The sequence below is a fragment of the Bacillus toyonensis BCT-7112 genome (genome assembly GCF_000496285.1).
Classification (GTDB): domain Bacteria; phylum Bacillota; class Bacilli; order Bacillales; family Bacillaceae_G; genus Bacillus_A; species Bacillus_A toyonensis.
Map to the genome: position 1 here is coordinate 1,522,237 of NC_022781.1, position 15,529 is coordinate 1,537,765.

A 15,529-nucleotide genomic window follows, 5' to 3' on the forward strand; every position below is an offset into this window, starting at 1 on the left:
AGCCAAAGCCAAGGCACGCTTGACTTTGACTTTTTGTCATCTTACTTATTATGTTTGTACTTAAATTACTTGTCTTCTTTTACTTCTTCAAATTCAGCGTCTACTACATTATCTTTTTTCGCGCCAGCGTCTTGTGCTCCTTGTGCACCTTCTGCTTGCCCTGCAGCTGCTTGAGCTTGCTCGTATAATTTAACGCTTAATTGTTGTACGATTTCTTGTAAAGCATCTTTTTTCGCACGGATTTCATCAAGATCGTTTTTCTCAATTGCCGCTTGCAACGCTTCTTTCGCTTCTGTCGCTTTTGCAACCTCAGCCGCATCTACTTTACCTTCTAAATCTTTTACAACTTTATCTGTTTGGAATACAAGTTGGTCAGCTTCATTACGAAGTTCAACTTCTTCCTTACGTTTTTGGTCAGCGTCAGCATTTGCTTCTGCTTCTTGTACCATACGATCTACTTCTTCATCAGAAAGACCTGAAGATGATTGAATTGTAATAGCTTGCTCTTTGCTTGTTCCTAAGTCTTTTGCACGTACGTTAACGATACCGTTCGCATCAATATCGAATGTTACTTCGATTTGTGGAATACCACGTGGTGCTGGTGGAAGATCCGTTAATTGGAAACGACCTAATGTTTTGTTGTCAGCTGACATTGGACGCTCACCTTGTAGTACATGAATGTCTACTGCCGGTTGGTTATCAGCAGCTGTTGAGAATACTTGTGACTTACTTGTTGGAATTGTAGTGTTACGCTCGATTAATTTCGTGAACACACCACCCATAGTTTCAATACCTAAAGAAAGTGGAGTTACGTCTAATAATAGTACGCCTTCTACATCACCAGTAAGTACGCCACCTTGAACCGCAGCACCTAATGCTACAACTTCATCAGGGTTTACGCCTTTGTATGGCTCTTTACCAGTTTCACGTTTAATAGCTTCTTGAACAGCTGGGATACGAGTAGATCCACCAACAAGGATAACTTTATCTAATTCACTTGGAGCAAAGCCAGCGTCTTTTAATGCACGACGAGTCGGCTCTAATGTTCTTTCAACAAGACCTGCTGAAAGCTCTTCGAATTTTGCTCTTGTTAACGTTAATTCTAAGTGTAATGGGCCAGCAGCTCCAGCACTAATGAATGGTAATGAAATTTGTGTTTGTGTTACACCTGAAAGATCTTTTTTCGCTTTTTCAGCTGCATCTTTCAAACGTTGAAGTGCCATTTTATCTTGGCTTAAATCAATGTTATTTTCTTTTTTGAATTCAGCTACTAAGTGATCGATGATAACTTGGTCAAAGTCATCTCCACCAAGGCGGTTGTCACCAGCAGTTGAAATAACTTCGAATGTGCCGTCTGCTAACTCAAGGATAGATACGTCAAATGTACCGCCACCTAAGTCATATACTAAGATTTTTTGCTCTTCATCTTGTTTTTCTAAACCGTAAGCAAGTGCTGCTGCTGTTGGTTCGTTAATGATACGCTCAACTTCTAAACCAGCGATACGACCAGCATCTTTCGTTGCTTGACGCTCTGCATCGTTGAAGTATGCAGGTACTGTAATAACAGCTTTCGTTACTGTTTCACCTAAGTATGCTTCAGCAGAAGCTTTTAAGTTTTGTAAAATGATTGCAGAAATTTCTTGAGGTGTAAAATCTTTACCTTCAACTTCTACTTTGTAGTCTGTACCCATATGACGTTTAACAGACATGATTGTATTTGGGTTTGTAATTGCTTGACGCTTCGCAACTTCCCCAACTTGACGCTCTTCATTTTTGAAAGCTACAACAGAAGGTGTTGTACGGTTTCCTTCTGGATTTGGGATAACCTTTGGTTCTCCACCTTCCATAACAGCTACACAAGAGTTTGTTGTACCTAAGTCAATACCGATAATTTTACTCATGGCGAATCCTCCTACTTTTATGTAAATTATTGATTTACTTTTACCATTGATGGGCGAATCACACGGTCTTTTAGTTTATAACCTTTTTGGAATTCTTCAACTACCGCGTTTGATTCAAATTCACTGTCTTCCACTTGCATAATAGCTTGGTGTTCATTCGGATCAAACTGTTTACCAACAGCTTCAATCGCTTCCACACCTTCTTTAGTCAACGCTTCTAGCAATTGACGATGCACCATTTCCATACCTTGTAACAAGGATTTCGTTTGCTCGTCAGTCGCTTCCACTTGCATCGCTCTTTCAAAATTATCAAGAGCTGGCAAAATATCTGAAACTAGACTTTGTGCTCTATATTTGTCAGCAGCCTGTTTATCCATTTGGACACGGCGCTTATAATTTTCAAAATCAGCTTGTAGACGTAATGTGCGACCTTCCGTTTCCGTTAGTTTCGCTTGTAACTCATCTACTTTTTCTTGTAAAAGAGCAGCCTCACTTTTTTCTTCTACAGTTTTTTCACTGTTTTCTGGCGTGACAGCTTCTTCAACTTGCGCTTCTTTCACTTCTTCTACCACTTGTTCGTTACGCTCTTCCACAATTTTCACCTCCTTAAAAGGTATTAGGTATCATGCTTAGCATGATTACCTAAGCATTATATATTACACACAGCAATGAAAATTTCATCACTTGAGCGAATGTATTACTCTCATTTACTTTTTAAGTCCGTCTGTAAACTGTCTTGTAAATAACTGCAGTAAACTAATTACACGAGAGTATTGCATTCTCGTCGGACCTAAAATTGCAATTGTTCCAAGTTGCTCTTCTCCAATCGAATACGTTGCAGAAATCAAACTGCAATCCTCCATTGCCGTAGAAGAATTTTCTCTACCAATTTTCACTTGAATTCCGACTTGTTTATGACGCAAAATGTCATAAAACGCAGCCTCATTATCAATCATCGTCAGCAAAGATCTTACTTTATGAATGTCATGGAACTCCGGTTGCGAAAGCATATTCGCTTTCCCTCCAAAGTATATCTTTTCCGATAACGGAACTTGAAATGTACCATCTAACATTTTTATCGCACTATCGTAATTATGAACATACCCACGTAAAACTGTAACAATCTCTTTAAAGATTTTATTATGAAGTTCTGCCATCGGTACACCAGATAGCTTTTCATTTAAAATGTTAACCATTTTTTCTAAATCTGATAAATCAACAGATTCCGGAACGGTAATCGTTTTACTTTGTACATGCCCTGTATCCGTTACAATAATAGCGACTGCTGTTTGACGATCAAGCGGCACAATTTGTACGTTTTTAAGTTTATTTGTGCTTAACTTAGGCCCTAGAACAATCGCCGTATAGCTCGTAAGCTCTGATAAAATTTGAGCAGATTGCTGTGCAACTTTTTCTGCTTCAAAAATTCTTTCAGCAAATAAATCTTTAATTTGTACAATTTCATCGTTCGGTAAGTTTTGCGGCGCTAAAAGATGGTCTACATAAAATCGGTATCCTTTCTCAGAAGGAACCCGTCCAGAAGAACTATGTGTTTTTTCAATAAAACCTAATTCTTCTAAATCAGCCATTTCATTTCGAATAGTAGCTGAACTAAATGTGATTTCTTCTTTTTTAGCCAACGTTCTAGACCCAACGGGCTGCGCTGATCCAATAAAGTCATCAATAATTGTTTGTAAAATTAAGAGCTGACGTTCCGTAAGCATCTCATCATCACCTCTGTTAGCACTCTTTGTCTTCGAGTGCTAAATCTATTAATAACTTACCAAAATTGACATTCAATTGTCAACGGAAACGTCACGAAATAATGAATTTTTTTCACGTTTATGAAACATTTAATTAGTCAATCAAAAATGACTGGAACACTTCATTCCCTAATAATTTCCCTTTTCGTGTTAAACGCACATATCCATCTCTTTCTTCAAGCAACCCTTGTTCTTGATTGCCTTGTAACTGCTTCGCGAAAACTTGATCCATCTCTATATTGAATTTCTTTTGGAATGCTATTTTAGAAACACCTTTTGTTTTTCGAAGTCCTAAAAACAACTCTTCTTCCATTTTTTCCTTCTCAGTCACTTCATGAACATCTAAATAAGGAAATCCTGTTTCATCAATTTTATTAAAATATTGCTTCAGCGGACCTACATTTTGAATACGTTCCCCATTTACATAACTATGCGCTCCAGCTCCAAATCCATAGTACTCTTCATTATTCCAGTATGTGAGATTATGTCTACTTTCATTATCACCTTTTGAGAAATTACTAATTTCATACTGGCTATAACCGTGTTTCTCCATTTCATCCATTACCATTTCATACATTTTCGCTTCATGGTCTTCACCCGGAAGACGCAATTTCCCTTTATTCATTAAGTTATAAAACACTGTTTTGGGTTCCACAATTAATGAATATGCCGAGAAATGTTGTACACCAAGCGTAAAGGCAATGTCTAATGTTTCCTTCACATCTTCTATCGTTTGTCCTGGCAAAGCATAAATAATATCTACATTAATATTTTTAAAGCCTACTTCTTGAGCTTCTCGAATCGCTAGGAATGCATCTTCCCTCGTATGCTTGCGCCCGATTTTCTCCAGCAGTTCATCACGGAACGTTTGCACACCAAAACTAATTCGATTCACTCCACCTTCTAGCAGTACATTCAACTTCTCTTTCGGCAGATCTCCTGGATTCGCTTCAAATGTCAATTCACAATTCGGAGCAAACGGACGCAAATGACGATTAATAATCTCGAGTAATTTTTTTGTCTGTTCCATATTTAATGCTGTCGGCGTTCCTCCACCAACAAAAATCGTTTTCATACTATCAAACGGTACTTTTTGAACCGTATTTATTATTTCTTTCTCTAAGTACTCTAAATATTGATCTACCGGTTGGCGTTCAATAAACACTTTATTAAAATCACAATAGTGACAAATATGCTGACAAAACGGAATATGAATATATGCAGCTTGTACCAAATATAACTCCTACCTTTCTAAAAAGAAAACCTCCGCACTCCGGAGGGTTCTCTACTTCTCTAACGTATTACGGATTTGTTCCATTCGCATTTTTCCCCAATCATACATCATTTCAACGATTGGTAAAAGTGACATGCCTAGTTCCGTCATATAATACTCAACACGAGGAGGAATTTCGGGATATACTGTTCGATCAACAATCCCATCTTCCATTAACTCTTTTAATTGGTTCGACAAAACTTTATGAGAAATGCTTGGGAATAACCGTTGTAATTCGCTAAAACGATGAGGCCCTTCCACACCAAGATGCCACAGTATCACAACTTTCCACTTTCCACTAATAATAGAAAGCGTCAATTCCTTTTCACAATTAAAATTACCATTTTGTAGTTTCTCTTGAATATCTTTTCGAATATTTTCGGACATTAATAATCTCCTAACTCTGTATGAACTAAAAAGCTCTCTCACTATTGTAAATGAGAGATACTAAGATGTCTAAAAAGTAATGATACAGAAAAAAAGAAGCCGCATAAACGACTCCTTCTTTATTTTATATTAGTTGTCATCCATTTTCAGTACAGCCATGAATGCCTCTTGCGGTACTTCTACAGAACCAACAGACTTCATACGTTTTTTACCTTCTTTTTGCTTATCAAGAAGTTTACGCTTACGAGAAATGTCACCACCGTAACATTTTGCAAGTACGTTTTTACGCATCGCCTTAATTGTAGAACGTGCTACAACCTTGTTTCCAATAGTAGCTTGAATTGGCACTTCGAACTGTTGTCTTGGAATCAATTCTTTTAATTTCTCTACGATTACTTTACCACGGTCATACGCTGAATCACGGTGCACAATGAATGATAAAGCATCCACTTGTTCATTATTTAAAAGAATATCCATTTTCACAAGTTTAGACGGTTTATAACCAATTAACTCGTAGTCAAATGATGCATATCCTTTCGTATTTGATTTCAATTGATCGAAGAAGTCATATACGATTTCTGATAACGGGATTTCATATGTTAATGTAACACGCGTTTCATCTAAATATTGCATATCAATAAACGTTCCACGTTTACCTTGGCAAATTTCCATTACAGCTCCAACATAGTCATTCGGAACCATAATTGAAGCTTTAACAAACGGCTCTTCTACACGATCGATAGACTGTGGATCTGGCATATTAGATGGATTATCAACAATAACATCTTCACCGTTTGTTAAATAAACTTTATAAATAACGCTTGGCGCTGTTGTAATTAAGTCAATCTTAAATTCACGTTCAATACGTTCTTGAATGATTTCCATGTGAAGTAAACCTAAGAATCCACAACGGAAACCAAATCCTAGCGCTTGAGATGTTTCTGGTTCAAACTCAAGAGCAGAATCGTTTAACTCTAATTTTTCTAACGCATCACGTAAATCGTTATAACGAGCAGAATCAATTGGATACAGCCCACAGAATACCATCGGGTTTAATTTACGGTAACCTGGTAACGCCTCTGCAGCCGGACGTTTCGCATGTGTAATCGTATCACCAACACGTGTATCACCTACGTTTTTAATAGATGCTGCTAAGAAACCTACATCACCTACAGTTAACTCATCACGCTGCGTTGTTTTCGGTGTAAATACACCTACTTCTGTTACTTCAAACTCTTTACCAGTTGCCATCATACGTACTTTATCGCCAACTTTTACCGTTCCGTTTACAACACGGATATATGCAATTACACCACGATATGGATCATATAAGGAATCGAAAATCATACATTGTAACGGCTCTTCTGAATCACCCGTCGGAGCTGGTACTTTTTCAACGATTTGTTCTAAAATGTCCTCAATACCAATGCCTGCTTTTGCCGAAGCAAGTACAGCTTCCGATGCATCTAAACCAATTACATCTTCTACCTCTTGACGTACGCGTTCTGGATCCGCACTTGGTAAATCGATTTTATTAATAACTGGTAAGATTTCTAAATTATTATCAAGCGCTAAATATACGTTTGCTAATGTTTGCGCCTCAATCCCTTGCGCTGCATCAACAACAAGAATTGCACCTTCACAAGCCGCTAAACTACGAGATACTTCGTACGTAAAATCGACGTGTCCTGGCGTATCGATCAAGTGAAGAATATACTCTTCACCGTCTTTCGCTTTATACGTTAATTGTACTGCATTTAATTTAATTGTAATACCGCGCTCACGCTCTAAATCCATAGAGTCAAGCAACTGAGCTTTCATTTCGCGCTGTGTTAACGCGTTTGTTTTCTCCAAAATACGGTCTGCCAACGTTGATTTCCCGTGGTCAATGTGAGCAATGATGGAGAAGTTACGAATTTTGGACTGTCTTTTTGCTCTTTCTTCTTTATTCATCTATGTTCTCAACTCCTAATAGTCTCGCCAATATACACTAGCACTGATTATATCAATAGAGCAGCAAAGATTCAATGAAAACTCGTGCTGCTTACAAGACAAATCATTCTATCTATATCTTATGCGAACAAACCATAAGAGACAAACCTTTTTCAAATTAAAAAACGGCTGTCGTACAAAACGATAAGACAACCGTTCTTCCTGCTACTCTTAGCTAAAAATCTCTTTCACTTTCCCAACAACTATATCCGTTCCAAACTTTGTTATTTCATAAGCAACACTTGCTATCGCCATACCAATTCCTTCTACGACATTAAAACTTCTTAAACTTTCTAATTGTTTTTGTTTCTCAATAGTTGAAAACGAACTTCCCAAAATTTCTGATTCAGCACTCGCACCCTCTGTCCCTGTCATATGAGCTATTTGTTCATACGACAGCTGCTGATAACCTTTCATACTTTTCAAACCATGATTAGCAAGCGCAACTCCTGCTATCATCATAAGTAAACATAAAACTGCACTACATATACACAGAAGTGCAAAACGACTTAAACTATCATCGTCTCTCCCCCTCAATGTGTATATGCTCCCGTATTATCTTGGTCAATTTGATGATGCAGCGCTGCATTTAACCCACTCGCTATTACATTTGCCATATCCTCTATAAAAGCATCTACTTCTTTTGGGGTCACCATTAAATTATGACCGAGAGGAGACAGTACTTCATAGATCAATTTTCTTTTTTCTTCTTCTTCCAACGTACCAATAGCACCTAAAAACATATTCCTACTTTTTTCATCCGGCATATCTTCTTCTGTTAATTTTTTCTTTTCTCCGAATGAAAATCCCGCTGGTAATAAAGACCGTGACGGCTTATGTCCCTCTTTCATCTCTCTTCCAAAGTGCTTCAAAATAAAATCGATCGTATCACTCGTAATAGAAACTGCGTCTACTACAGTTGGAACACCAATCGCAATAACAGGGATTCCTAATGTTTCTTTACTTAGCTCCTTACGTTTATTCCCAACACCAGATCCAGGATGAATCCCTGTATCCGAAATTTGTATCGTACTATTTACACGTTCAATAGAGCGTGCAGCTAACGCATCAATTGCAATTACAAAGTCTGGCTTCGTCTTCTCAATGATTCCATAAATAACATCGCTCGTTTCAATTCCTGTAATTCCCATTACTCCCGGACGAATTGCACTAACAGGCCTAAAACCTTCTTCTATACTTTCAGGCTGCAATTGAAACAAATGTCTCGTTACCAATACGTTTTCTACAACTATCGGTCCAAGTGCATCCGGTGTTACATTCCAATTCCCAAGACCAACAATTAAACAGCTCGCTTCTTTTGTAACGCCAACCTCTTCTAAGAAATAAGAAAATTCTTTCGCAAAAATACGCTCTACCTTTTGTTGCAGTTCCGTATCTTGTTGACGTATACCTTGCACTTCAAGCGTTAAATAATTTCCAGGTTTTTTACCCATCGATTCAGATGCAACTTCATCAATTGTGACTTTTGTAATTGTAATACCCTCTTCTTCCCTCTCTTTTACAATAACTCCTTGTACCCCTTCTTGTTCTTCTTGGCGTTCTTGCAACATTTGATGCGCTTCTACAGCAAGGTCAGTTCTAACACTATATTTACTTAAATCTAATGGTTCTTTCATCGTATCTCCTCCGTAATTCATAGTAAATATCGTTAGATTTCCCAAAGTTATATAAGGTCATTCTTTCCTTTACGTGAAATTTCATTGATATACTATTGCAATTCTCTTCACCGTTTGATAGAATATCACTTGTTCTATGTTAAGAATCGAGTCATTCGATTGCACCAGGGAGGTGAAAAGTATGGCAAACATCAAATCTGCTATCAAACGCGCTAAACTTAGCGAAGAGCGTCGTGCACATAACGCTTCTATCAAGTCTGACATGCGTTCTGCTGTTAAAACTGTAGAAGCTTTAGTTACTAATAACGATCTTGAAAATGCTAAAGAAGCTTTCAAAACTGCTTCTAAAAAACTTGACAAAGCAGCTCGTAAAGGTCTTATCCACCAAAACGCTGCAGCTCGTCAAAAATCTCGCTTAGCGAAACAAGTAAACGCGTAAGGCGTTTAAAAAACGATCCATTTGGATCGTTTTTTTATATACAAAAAAGTTCACGTAACAAGTACATGAACTTTTTTGTATCACTACATATGATTTAGCCGCAGCAGGAAAAACTCAAGCACAAGTTTCTTATCCATTTTCCCCGTCTTCATACTATAATCAGCTTCCGCTAATTCTATAATAACTTTTTTTAATTCTTCAAAAGAGAAAAACTTCGTTTGATTCATCGCCAACTTTACACGATACGGATGTACACCAATATGAGACGCGATTTGATTTTGTCCGTAACCACGTTGTTGCAACTCTTTCACTTGATGCAGCAAGCGGAATTGACTCACTAATAACGCAAGCAATTTAATCGGTTCTTCCTGCTGCGTAAATAATCCATCTAAAATTTGCATTGCACCCGCAATATCCTTTTTCACTACTTTTTCTGTCAAAGCAAATACATTTTGCTCCACAGACTTCGGCACAAGCTCTGTAACAAGTTTTGGTGTAATCTCTCCGCCCATACCAACGTATAACGTTAACTTGTCCATTTCCTTCGCCAACATCGTTACATTACTTCCCACAAGCTCTAATAACAAACTAACAGCTGCATTATCAATATGCACATGTACTTCATCAGCACGAGCACCAATCCATTTCTGAACATCTTGCACTTGCATCGCATTCGCTTCTACTACATCCGCTGTTTTCTTTAATAGTTTTGTAATTTTTTTTCGTTCATCGAGTTTTTCGTAAGGCGCAACAAAAACAAGAATAGAAAATGGAGAAGGTTCACCAATATATTCTTCTAAAATTTTTATATTTTGTTCTAACTTTTCTTTTTGTGAAGTTAAAAAAAGTGGTGATTTCATTAATAGTACTTTCCGTTCCCCAAAAAAAGGAAGTGTACGCGCATCCTCAACCACATCTTCTAAATAGGATTCTTCCAAATCGTATGTCACAACATTAAATTCTCGATCTTCCTCTTCAAGTGCTTCTGTTGTAATAAGCTTTATCGTTTCATTTATAAAAAACGCTTCCGTTCCATACAGTAAATATAACGGAGCAAACTGCTTCTTATTAATTTTTTTATGTATATCACTCATACTTTTTTCCTACTCCCTAACTTGGCAATATATATTTATACTAATGCCCTAGCTTTTGTTTTACAAGTACAAAGGAACAGGCTTTACAACCCGCCCCTTTATTTATATTAAACGCCACGCAATAAGTCCCGGGTTTCTTATTGGTGTGCGGTAATCACCTTCCCTTTATTATTCACAATAAAAATCCGAGTATAAGTGCCAACTCTTAACATGCTTGGAAACGAAAAACTCATGTCACTTAACGAACTAGAAAGTAGTAAAAATACTCGGTTCCTCTTCATATGGAAATTGTAGATTTTTTTCTGACAATATTTTATACTAAAGTGGAATGTTGGGGAGGGATTCTAAATGAATGATTTTGAACAAAATGTTCAAAGTAAACGCAATGACGCTATTGATTCAGGGGTAGGATTTATCGTCTCATTTGGTTTTTTCGCAACACTTTTCATTATTGCAACTGTTATTAAATTCATCGGTTCTTAAAGGCTGCCATTTCATGGCAGTCTTCTCTTTTTCATCTATTATGTATTTCATCATATGTGATTTTACTTTTAAAGGTTCCGGTTTCCCCTTTAAAAACATAGGAAATAGCACCTTGTTTATCCGTTCGCCATACTTCAGTACCCATCTTCTCAAAACGCTCTATCACCTCCTTATCCGGATGTCCATACCTATTCCGTTCTCCCACAGAAACAATCGCTATACTAGGCTGTATAAGCCTCAAAAAAGGTGCTGTAGATGACGTTTTACTCCCATGATGCGCAACTTTTAAAACATCCGCCCGTAAATATGGATATGTCGATGCTAAAAGTTCCTCTCCCTCTTCTTCTAAATCACCTGTAAACAGCCATGTTAATCCTCCTAATTTGGCCCACATTACAATTGAAGAGTTATTTTCACTTTTTTCTTTCCCTTTCGGAGCTAGTATAAAAAATTCCGCTCCATTTATACTCCAACACTCCCCTTCTTCCACTATACTTATTTTCACTTCTTTTTCTAATGCCTTTTTCTTTAACACCTTTTCTAATACTGTCTCTTGTTTCTTTTGACCAAATACAACTTCTTTTACAGTTATATACGATAATAAATCTGATGCGGCACCTATATGATCCGCATCTCCATGCGTTATGATTAATTTATCAATTGTTTTCACACCTTCCTTTTGCAAAAAAGGAACAAGAATATCGTGACCAACAGAAAATTCATGCTTTTTCCGTTGCCATTCTTCTTTATTTATCCGAAGTGTTCCACCTGTATCAATAAGATAAACCCCTTTATCATATGGAAGTCGAATTAATATTGCATCACCTTGTCCAACATCAATAAATGTCACACTCCCACTCTCGCGAAAATACGGGTATACATAATGACACGTGCTAATAAAAAGAAATCCACTCATGACTATGAATACAATTTTTTTCGGCAGCCCTCTTTCCAAGACGATCAATATACTAACAATCATCACACAATATACAACTATAAGAAGTATAGATGTTTGCCCGAAAACAAGGCGGGGAAACGGTAAGCTTTCACAATAACTTAGTAAATTATTAGAAATAATTAAACCTACTGACAGTATATTTGCAAGTCCTTTTGCGAGAAATGGGATAATTGGTATAAATACCATAATAATAATACTACATGGTAATACAAGTATAGATAAAAATGGAACGTATATGAGGTTGAGGAAAATACTATATGGAGAAAAATAACCAAAATGATATAACAAAATCGGGGTACTAACGAGCTGCGAGATAATAGAAATATAAATAGCATTTCGAATTATTCCATTACTATGCCTTAGTAGTATCGGAGCAGATAAAATTAAAGCGAAACTACCTACAAATGAAAATTGAAATCCTATATTAAAAACAAGATATGGGTCGTATATAAGCATACATATAGCCGTTATACTTAAGGCATCTAAACTAGATAAGCGAACAGAACAAATGAAAGCAACCAACAATAAAACACCTGTTATAGAAGCTCTTATAACAGACGGTGATGCGCCTGCTATAATCATGTACACTGGAATACAAACAATTAGAAATACTGTCGCCATCTCCTTCGTCACACCACTTCTCAGTAAAACAAAGTAAACTATCACCATTAACAGAACAATATGCGACCCTGAAATCGCCAATAAATGCACAAGACCAAATTGCTGATACTGTTCTTCAACTTCAAACGTCATTTGTTGTCGGTCACCAAATAATAATGCATTCATAAAAGCACCTGATTGCTCTGGAAACATTTCTGTAACTTTAGAGATTATGTGCTGCCTATAAAAAAGAATCCATTGCACAAATGATAATGATGTTTTTTGGCACTCAGAAATATATGTAGCATGGAATATAAAATGAATATTTTGTTTATATAAATAATCTCGGTAATCAAAACCATGAAAATTCCGAGCAGTTTGCGGTTCTTTCCTCTCACCTTTGAATACACAGGATACTCCCGCATATAATTGTTGTAATTGTTTCTTTTCCAAGGCTGATTTCATTTTGTAACTTAACTGCACTGTATTTTTATTCTGATCTTCAAATTGAAAAGATAGGCGATCCCCATTAATAAGAGGTGTATTTTGTATCACCCCTCTTGTAGCTTCATAGGGCTCCCCTAGAGGCTTATTTTGTCCTTGAACATACGAAGTGTACATAGCACCACTAAAACACGCTATCATACAAAAAATGAAGGTTTTACGCGAAGTACGATATAAACAGAAGAAAACATATAAAACGAAACAACAAGCAATCCATAAAAATGACAAGGAAAAGGCGATTGCAATCCCCATTATAAAAGAGATTGCAATATAGCCCCATTGTTCATGCAACTTATACTCACTCCTTATAGCATCATTTTTGCTTTCGTGAATACATGTTGTAATTCTTCCATTGATAAATTATCTTTTTCGAAAGACGCAAATAATTCTGTTAACTCCGTATAACGTTTTTGCTCCTCTAATGCAGCAATATCATATTCTAGTGGAACATGCTTCACTGTTACATTCGCTTGTTCAAATAACTCTATGGCGTATGGATGATTTTTATAATCCTGCGCATAATAAACCGCTGTAATACCACTTTGAATAATTGCCTTACAACATTGTAAACAAGGGAAATGCGTAACGTAAATTTCTGCTTCTTCTGTTTTCGCACCAAACTTGGCACATTGTAATAAAGCATTCATTTCTGCATGAATTGTACGAACACAATGATTATCAATGACATAGCATCCATCATCGATACAATGCACCCCACCTTTAATTGAACCATTATAGCCGCCAGCAATAATCCGCTTGTCACGAACGATTGTTGCCCCTACTGCAAGTCTTGTACATGTACTACGTAAAGATAACAAATGACTTTGCGTCATAAAATATTGATCCCACGAAATTCGTTCCATATTTTTCACCTTCTTTTTTGTCTACTTGTAGTGTAGCGAATGAAGAAAAACTTCGTCAATCTTTTACGGAATAATAATTTGATCTTTTATTTTTTCCAAAGACTTCACACCAATCCCATCAATCTCTAATAAATCTTCTATTTTCTGAAACGGACCATGTTCCTCTCGATATTTCAAAATACTTTCCGCTTTTCGAGAGCCAATGCCTGTGATTTTTTCAAGTTGCTCTTTAGAAGCTGCATTTATTTGAACTTTCCCTTCCCCCTTTGAAGAGGTAGCCACATCTTGCACTTGCTCATTTTTATTGGGTACATAAAGAATCATTTGGTCTTGTACAATTTGTGCTAAATTCACCTTCTTTATATCTGCCTCGGGCAAAAAACCACCCGCCTTTTCAACCGCATCCTTGAATCGATCCCCTTCTTTCATTTCATACACCCCCTCTTTAACAACGGCCCCTTTCATGTCAATTAGTATTTTTTTCTGTTCCTTTGCACCTAATATTTTCGGTTTACTTTTTTTCTCTACATCTTTCGCCTGAACATCCGTTGCAATGACCAATCGCTCTGTATGCTGGTTTGTTTTCCAGAAAAAAAGAAAAAGTACAGTTACAATAATAGCTACTAACCCCAACCATTTTTTCGGAAAATCCCACATCATTTTACACCTCTAATCATAAATTTATAACATCATTCATATTGTTTAGGAGAAAGCTGTTACGAAGGAGGGATGAAACATTGAACATAGGAATTATAGGGACAGGAAACATGGGGAACATACTAATCGATGCATTTTTAGAGACCCGTGCTGTCAAACCTTCGTGCCTTACAATCATTAATCGGACACCTGCCAAAGCATATCATATAAAAGAAAAATACCCTTCTATTCATATAGCCAAAACAATCCCAGAAGTACTCGAACAATCACAACTTATTTTTATTTGCGTTAAACCAAAAGATATATACCCTATCCTACAAAAATATGCTGAACATTTTTCTGATGAAAAGTGCTTAGTTTCTATCACAAGTCCAATATCTCCATCACAATTAGAGACACTTGTACCTTGCCACGTCGCACGTATCATTCCGAGCATTACAAACCGCGCCCTATCTGGCGCATCATTATTTACATTTGGAAGTAAATGCTCTGAAGAGTGGCAACAAAAACTACTTCGGCTATTCAAAAAAATTTCTACTCCACTTGTAATAGAAGAAGATATAACGCGCGTTTCATCTGATATAGCAAGCTGCGGCCCTGCATTCTTTAGTTATTTATTACAATGTTTCATTAACGCTGCTGTAGATAAAACAAATATTACACATGAAGAAGCTACTACTTTAGTAAGTGAAATGGTCGTTGGAATGGGGAAATTACTTGAAAAAGAGATTTTCACATTACCTACCTTACAAGAAAAGGTATGTGTCAAAGGCGGCGTTACAGGAGAAGGTATTCTAGTTTTAGAAGAACATGTTGGAGATATGTTTCATAAATTAATCGAACGGACACACGAGAAGTTTGATGAAGATTTAAAATGCGTTGATCAGCAATTCAATAAACACACATAATAAATACGCCATCGCCATTCCAAATCCTTTTTATTAATACGTATCTTTTTTATGCTACATTTTCACTAAA

Annotated in this window: 15 protein-coding genes; 3 read left to right on the forward strand and 12 right to left on the reverse strand. The window is 36.8% G+C overall.

What is annotated here, in order from left to right; genetic code table 11:
- Nucleotides 1-65: 65 nt before the first annotated feature.
- From dnaK to gpr, 8 genes are all read right to left on the reverse strand, one after another.
- Nucleotides 66-1,901: a chaperone protein DnaK gene (dnaK, locus tag BTOYO_RS07840; protein ID WP_000034694.1), complete on the reverse strand. Its 1,836-nt coding sequence runs from the start codon at nt 1,899-1,901 to the stop codon at nt 66-68.
- 26 nt (nt 1,902-1,927) lie between these two features.
- Nucleotides 1,928-2,494 carry a nucleotide exchange factor GrpE gene (gene grpE / locus BTOYO_RS07845; protein WP_000392715.1) on the reverse strand — a complete coding sequence of 189 codons (567 nt, stop codon included), beginning with the start codon at nt 2,492-2,494 and terminating at the stop codon, nt 1,928-1,930.
- A 114-nt stretch (nt 2,495-2,608) separates the two neighbouring features.
- Entirely contained in the window at nt 2,609-3,625 is a 1,017-nt protein-coding gene (gene hrcA, locus BTOYO_RS07850) for a heat-inducible transcriptional repressor HrcA (protein ID WP_000954961.1), read from the reverse strand.
- A gap of 133 nt (nt 3,626-3,758) precedes the next feature.
- Complete coding sequence (gene hemW, locus BTOYO_RS07855; protein WP_000249447.1) at nt 3,759-4,898, reverse strand: radical SAM family heme chaperone HemW; 1,140 nt, start codon at nt 4,896-4,898, stop codon at nt 3,759-3,761.
- Nucleotides 4,899-4,949: 51 nt separating this feature from the next.
- Nucleotides 4,950-5,324, reverse strand: coding sequence for a winged helix-turn-helix transcriptional regulator (locus tag BTOYO_RS07860; protein ID WP_001293547.1), 375 nt, complete (start codon nt 5,322-5,324; stop codon nt 4,950-4,952).
- A gap of 129 nt (nt 5,325-5,453) precedes the next feature.
- Complete coding sequence (gene lepA / locus BTOYO_RS07865) at nt 5,454-7,277, reverse strand: elongation factor 4 (RefSeq protein ID WP_001030961.1); 1,824 nt, start codon at nt 7,275-7,277, stop codon at nt 5,454-5,456.
- 210 nt (nt 7,278-7,487) lie between these two features.
- Entirely contained in the window at nt 7,488-7,853 is a 366-nt protein-coding gene (locus BTOYO_RS07870; protein ID WP_001214892.1) for a YqxA family protein, read from the reverse strand.
- Nucleotides 7,850-8,953 carry a GPR endopeptidase gene (gene gpr, locus BTOYO_RS07875; RefSeq protein WP_000662628.1) on the reverse strand — a complete coding sequence of 368 codons (1,104 nt, stop codon included), beginning with the start codon at nt 8,951-8,953 and terminating at the stop codon, nt 7,850-7,852. Before gpr ends, BTOYO_RS07870 begins: the two co-directional genes overlap by 4 nt.
- A gap of 181 nt (nt 8,954-9,134) precedes the next feature.
- Here gpr and rpsT point away from each other — a divergent pair, with 181 nt between their 5' ends.
- Nucleotides 9,135-9,392, forward strand: a complete 258-nt coding sequence (gene rpsT / locus BTOYO_RS07880) for a 30S ribosomal protein S20 (protein ID WP_001274011.1) — start codon at nt 9,135-9,137, stop codon at nt 9,390-9,392.
- 83 nt (nt 9,393-9,475) lie between these two features.
- On the opposite strand, the gene holA is transcribed toward rpsT, so the two are convergent.
- Nucleotides 9,476-10,486: a DNA polymerase III subunit delta gene (holA, locus tag BTOYO_RS07885; RefSeq protein WP_001279936.1), complete on the reverse strand. Its 1,011-nt coding sequence runs from the start codon at nt 10,484-10,486 to the stop codon at nt 9,476-9,478.
- A 348-nt stretch (nt 10,487-10,834) separates the two neighbouring features.
- Here holA and BTOYO_RS07890 point away from each other — a divergent pair, with 348 nt between their 5' ends.
- Nucleotides 10,835-10,969, forward strand: a complete 135-nt coding sequence (locus BTOYO_RS07890) for a YqzM family protein (protein ID WP_000997609.1) — start codon at nt 10,835-10,837, stop codon at nt 10,967-10,969.
- Nucleotides 10,970-11,000: 31 nt separating this feature from the next.
- Here the strand turns inward: BTOYO_RS07890 and BTOYO_RS07895 are convergent, their stop codons facing one another.
- The 3 genes from BTOYO_RS07895 to BTOYO_RS07905 form a co-directional block, all read right to left on the reverse strand.
- Nucleotides 11,001-13,322: a DNA internalization-related competence protein ComEC/Rec2 gene (locus BTOYO_RS07895; RefSeq protein WP_041488047.1), complete on the reverse strand. Its 2,322-nt coding sequence runs from the start codon at nt 13,320-13,322 to the stop codon at nt 11,001-11,003.
- Between the two features lie 14 nt (nt 13,323-13,336).
- Entirely contained in the window at nt 13,337-13,894 is a 558-nt protein-coding gene (locus tag BTOYO_RS07900; protein ID WP_000439778.1) for a ComE operon protein 2, read from the reverse strand.
- A gap of 63 nt (nt 13,895-13,957) precedes the next feature.
- The gene (locus tag BTOYO_RS07905; RefSeq protein ID WP_000989942.1) at nt 13,958-14,554 is read right to left on the reverse strand and encodes a helix-hairpin-helix domain-containing protein; all 597 of its coding nucleotides are present in this window, start codon (nt 14,552-14,554) and stop codon (nt 13,958-13,960) included.
- 77 nt (nt 14,555-14,631) lie between these two features.
- On the opposite strand from BTOYO_RS07905, the gene comER reads away from it, so the two are divergent.
- Nucleotides 14,632-15,459 (forward strand): late competence protein ComER, encoded by an 828-nt coding sequence (gene comER, locus BTOYO_RS07910; protein WP_001020544.1) that lies wholly within the window; start codon nt 14,632-14,634, stop codon nt 15,457-15,459.
- The last annotated feature ends 70 nt before the right edge of the window (nt 15,460-15,529 follow it).

Bases quoted from the DNA above. Each gene is read 5' to 3' on its own strand.
- rpsT (WP_001274011.1), top strand. From the start codon at position 9,135: ATGGCAAACATCAAATCTGCTATCAAACGCGCTAAACTTAGCGAAGAG.
- BTOYO_RS07905 (WP_000989942.1), bottom strand. From the start codon at position 14,554: ATGATGTGGGATTTTCCGAAAAAATGGTTGGGGTTAGTAGCTATTATT.
- holA (WP_001279936.1), bottom strand. From the start codon at position 10,486: ATGAGTGATATACATAAAAAAATTAATAAGAAGCAGTTTGCTCCGTTA.
- lepA (WP_001030961.1), bottom strand. From the start codon at position 7,277: ATGAATAAAGAAGAAAGAGCAAAAAGACAGTCCAAAATTCGTAACTTC.
- hrcA (WP_000954961.1), bottom strand. From the start codon at position 3,625: ATGCTTACGGAACGTCAGCTCTTAATTTTACAAACAATTATTGATGAC.
- gpr (WP_000662628.1), bottom strand. From the start codon at position 8,953: ATGAAAGAACCATTAGATTTAAGTAAATATAGTGTTAGAACTGACCTT.
- BTOYO_RS07890 (WP_000997609.1), top strand. From the start codon at position 10,835: ATGAATGATTTTGAACAAAATGTTCAAAGTAAACGCAATGACGCTATT.
- BTOYO_RS07900 (WP_000439778.1), bottom strand. From the start codon at position 13,894: ATGGAACGAATTTCGTGGGATCAATATTTTATGACGCAAAGTCATTTG.
- BTOYO_RS07860 (WP_001293547.1), bottom strand. From the start codon at position 5,324: ATGTCCGAAAATATTCGAAAAGATATTCAAGAGAAACTACAAAATGGT.
- dnaK (WP_000034694.1), bottom strand. From the start codon at position 1,901: ATGAGTAAAATTATCGGTATTGACTTAGGTACAACAAACTCTTGTGTA.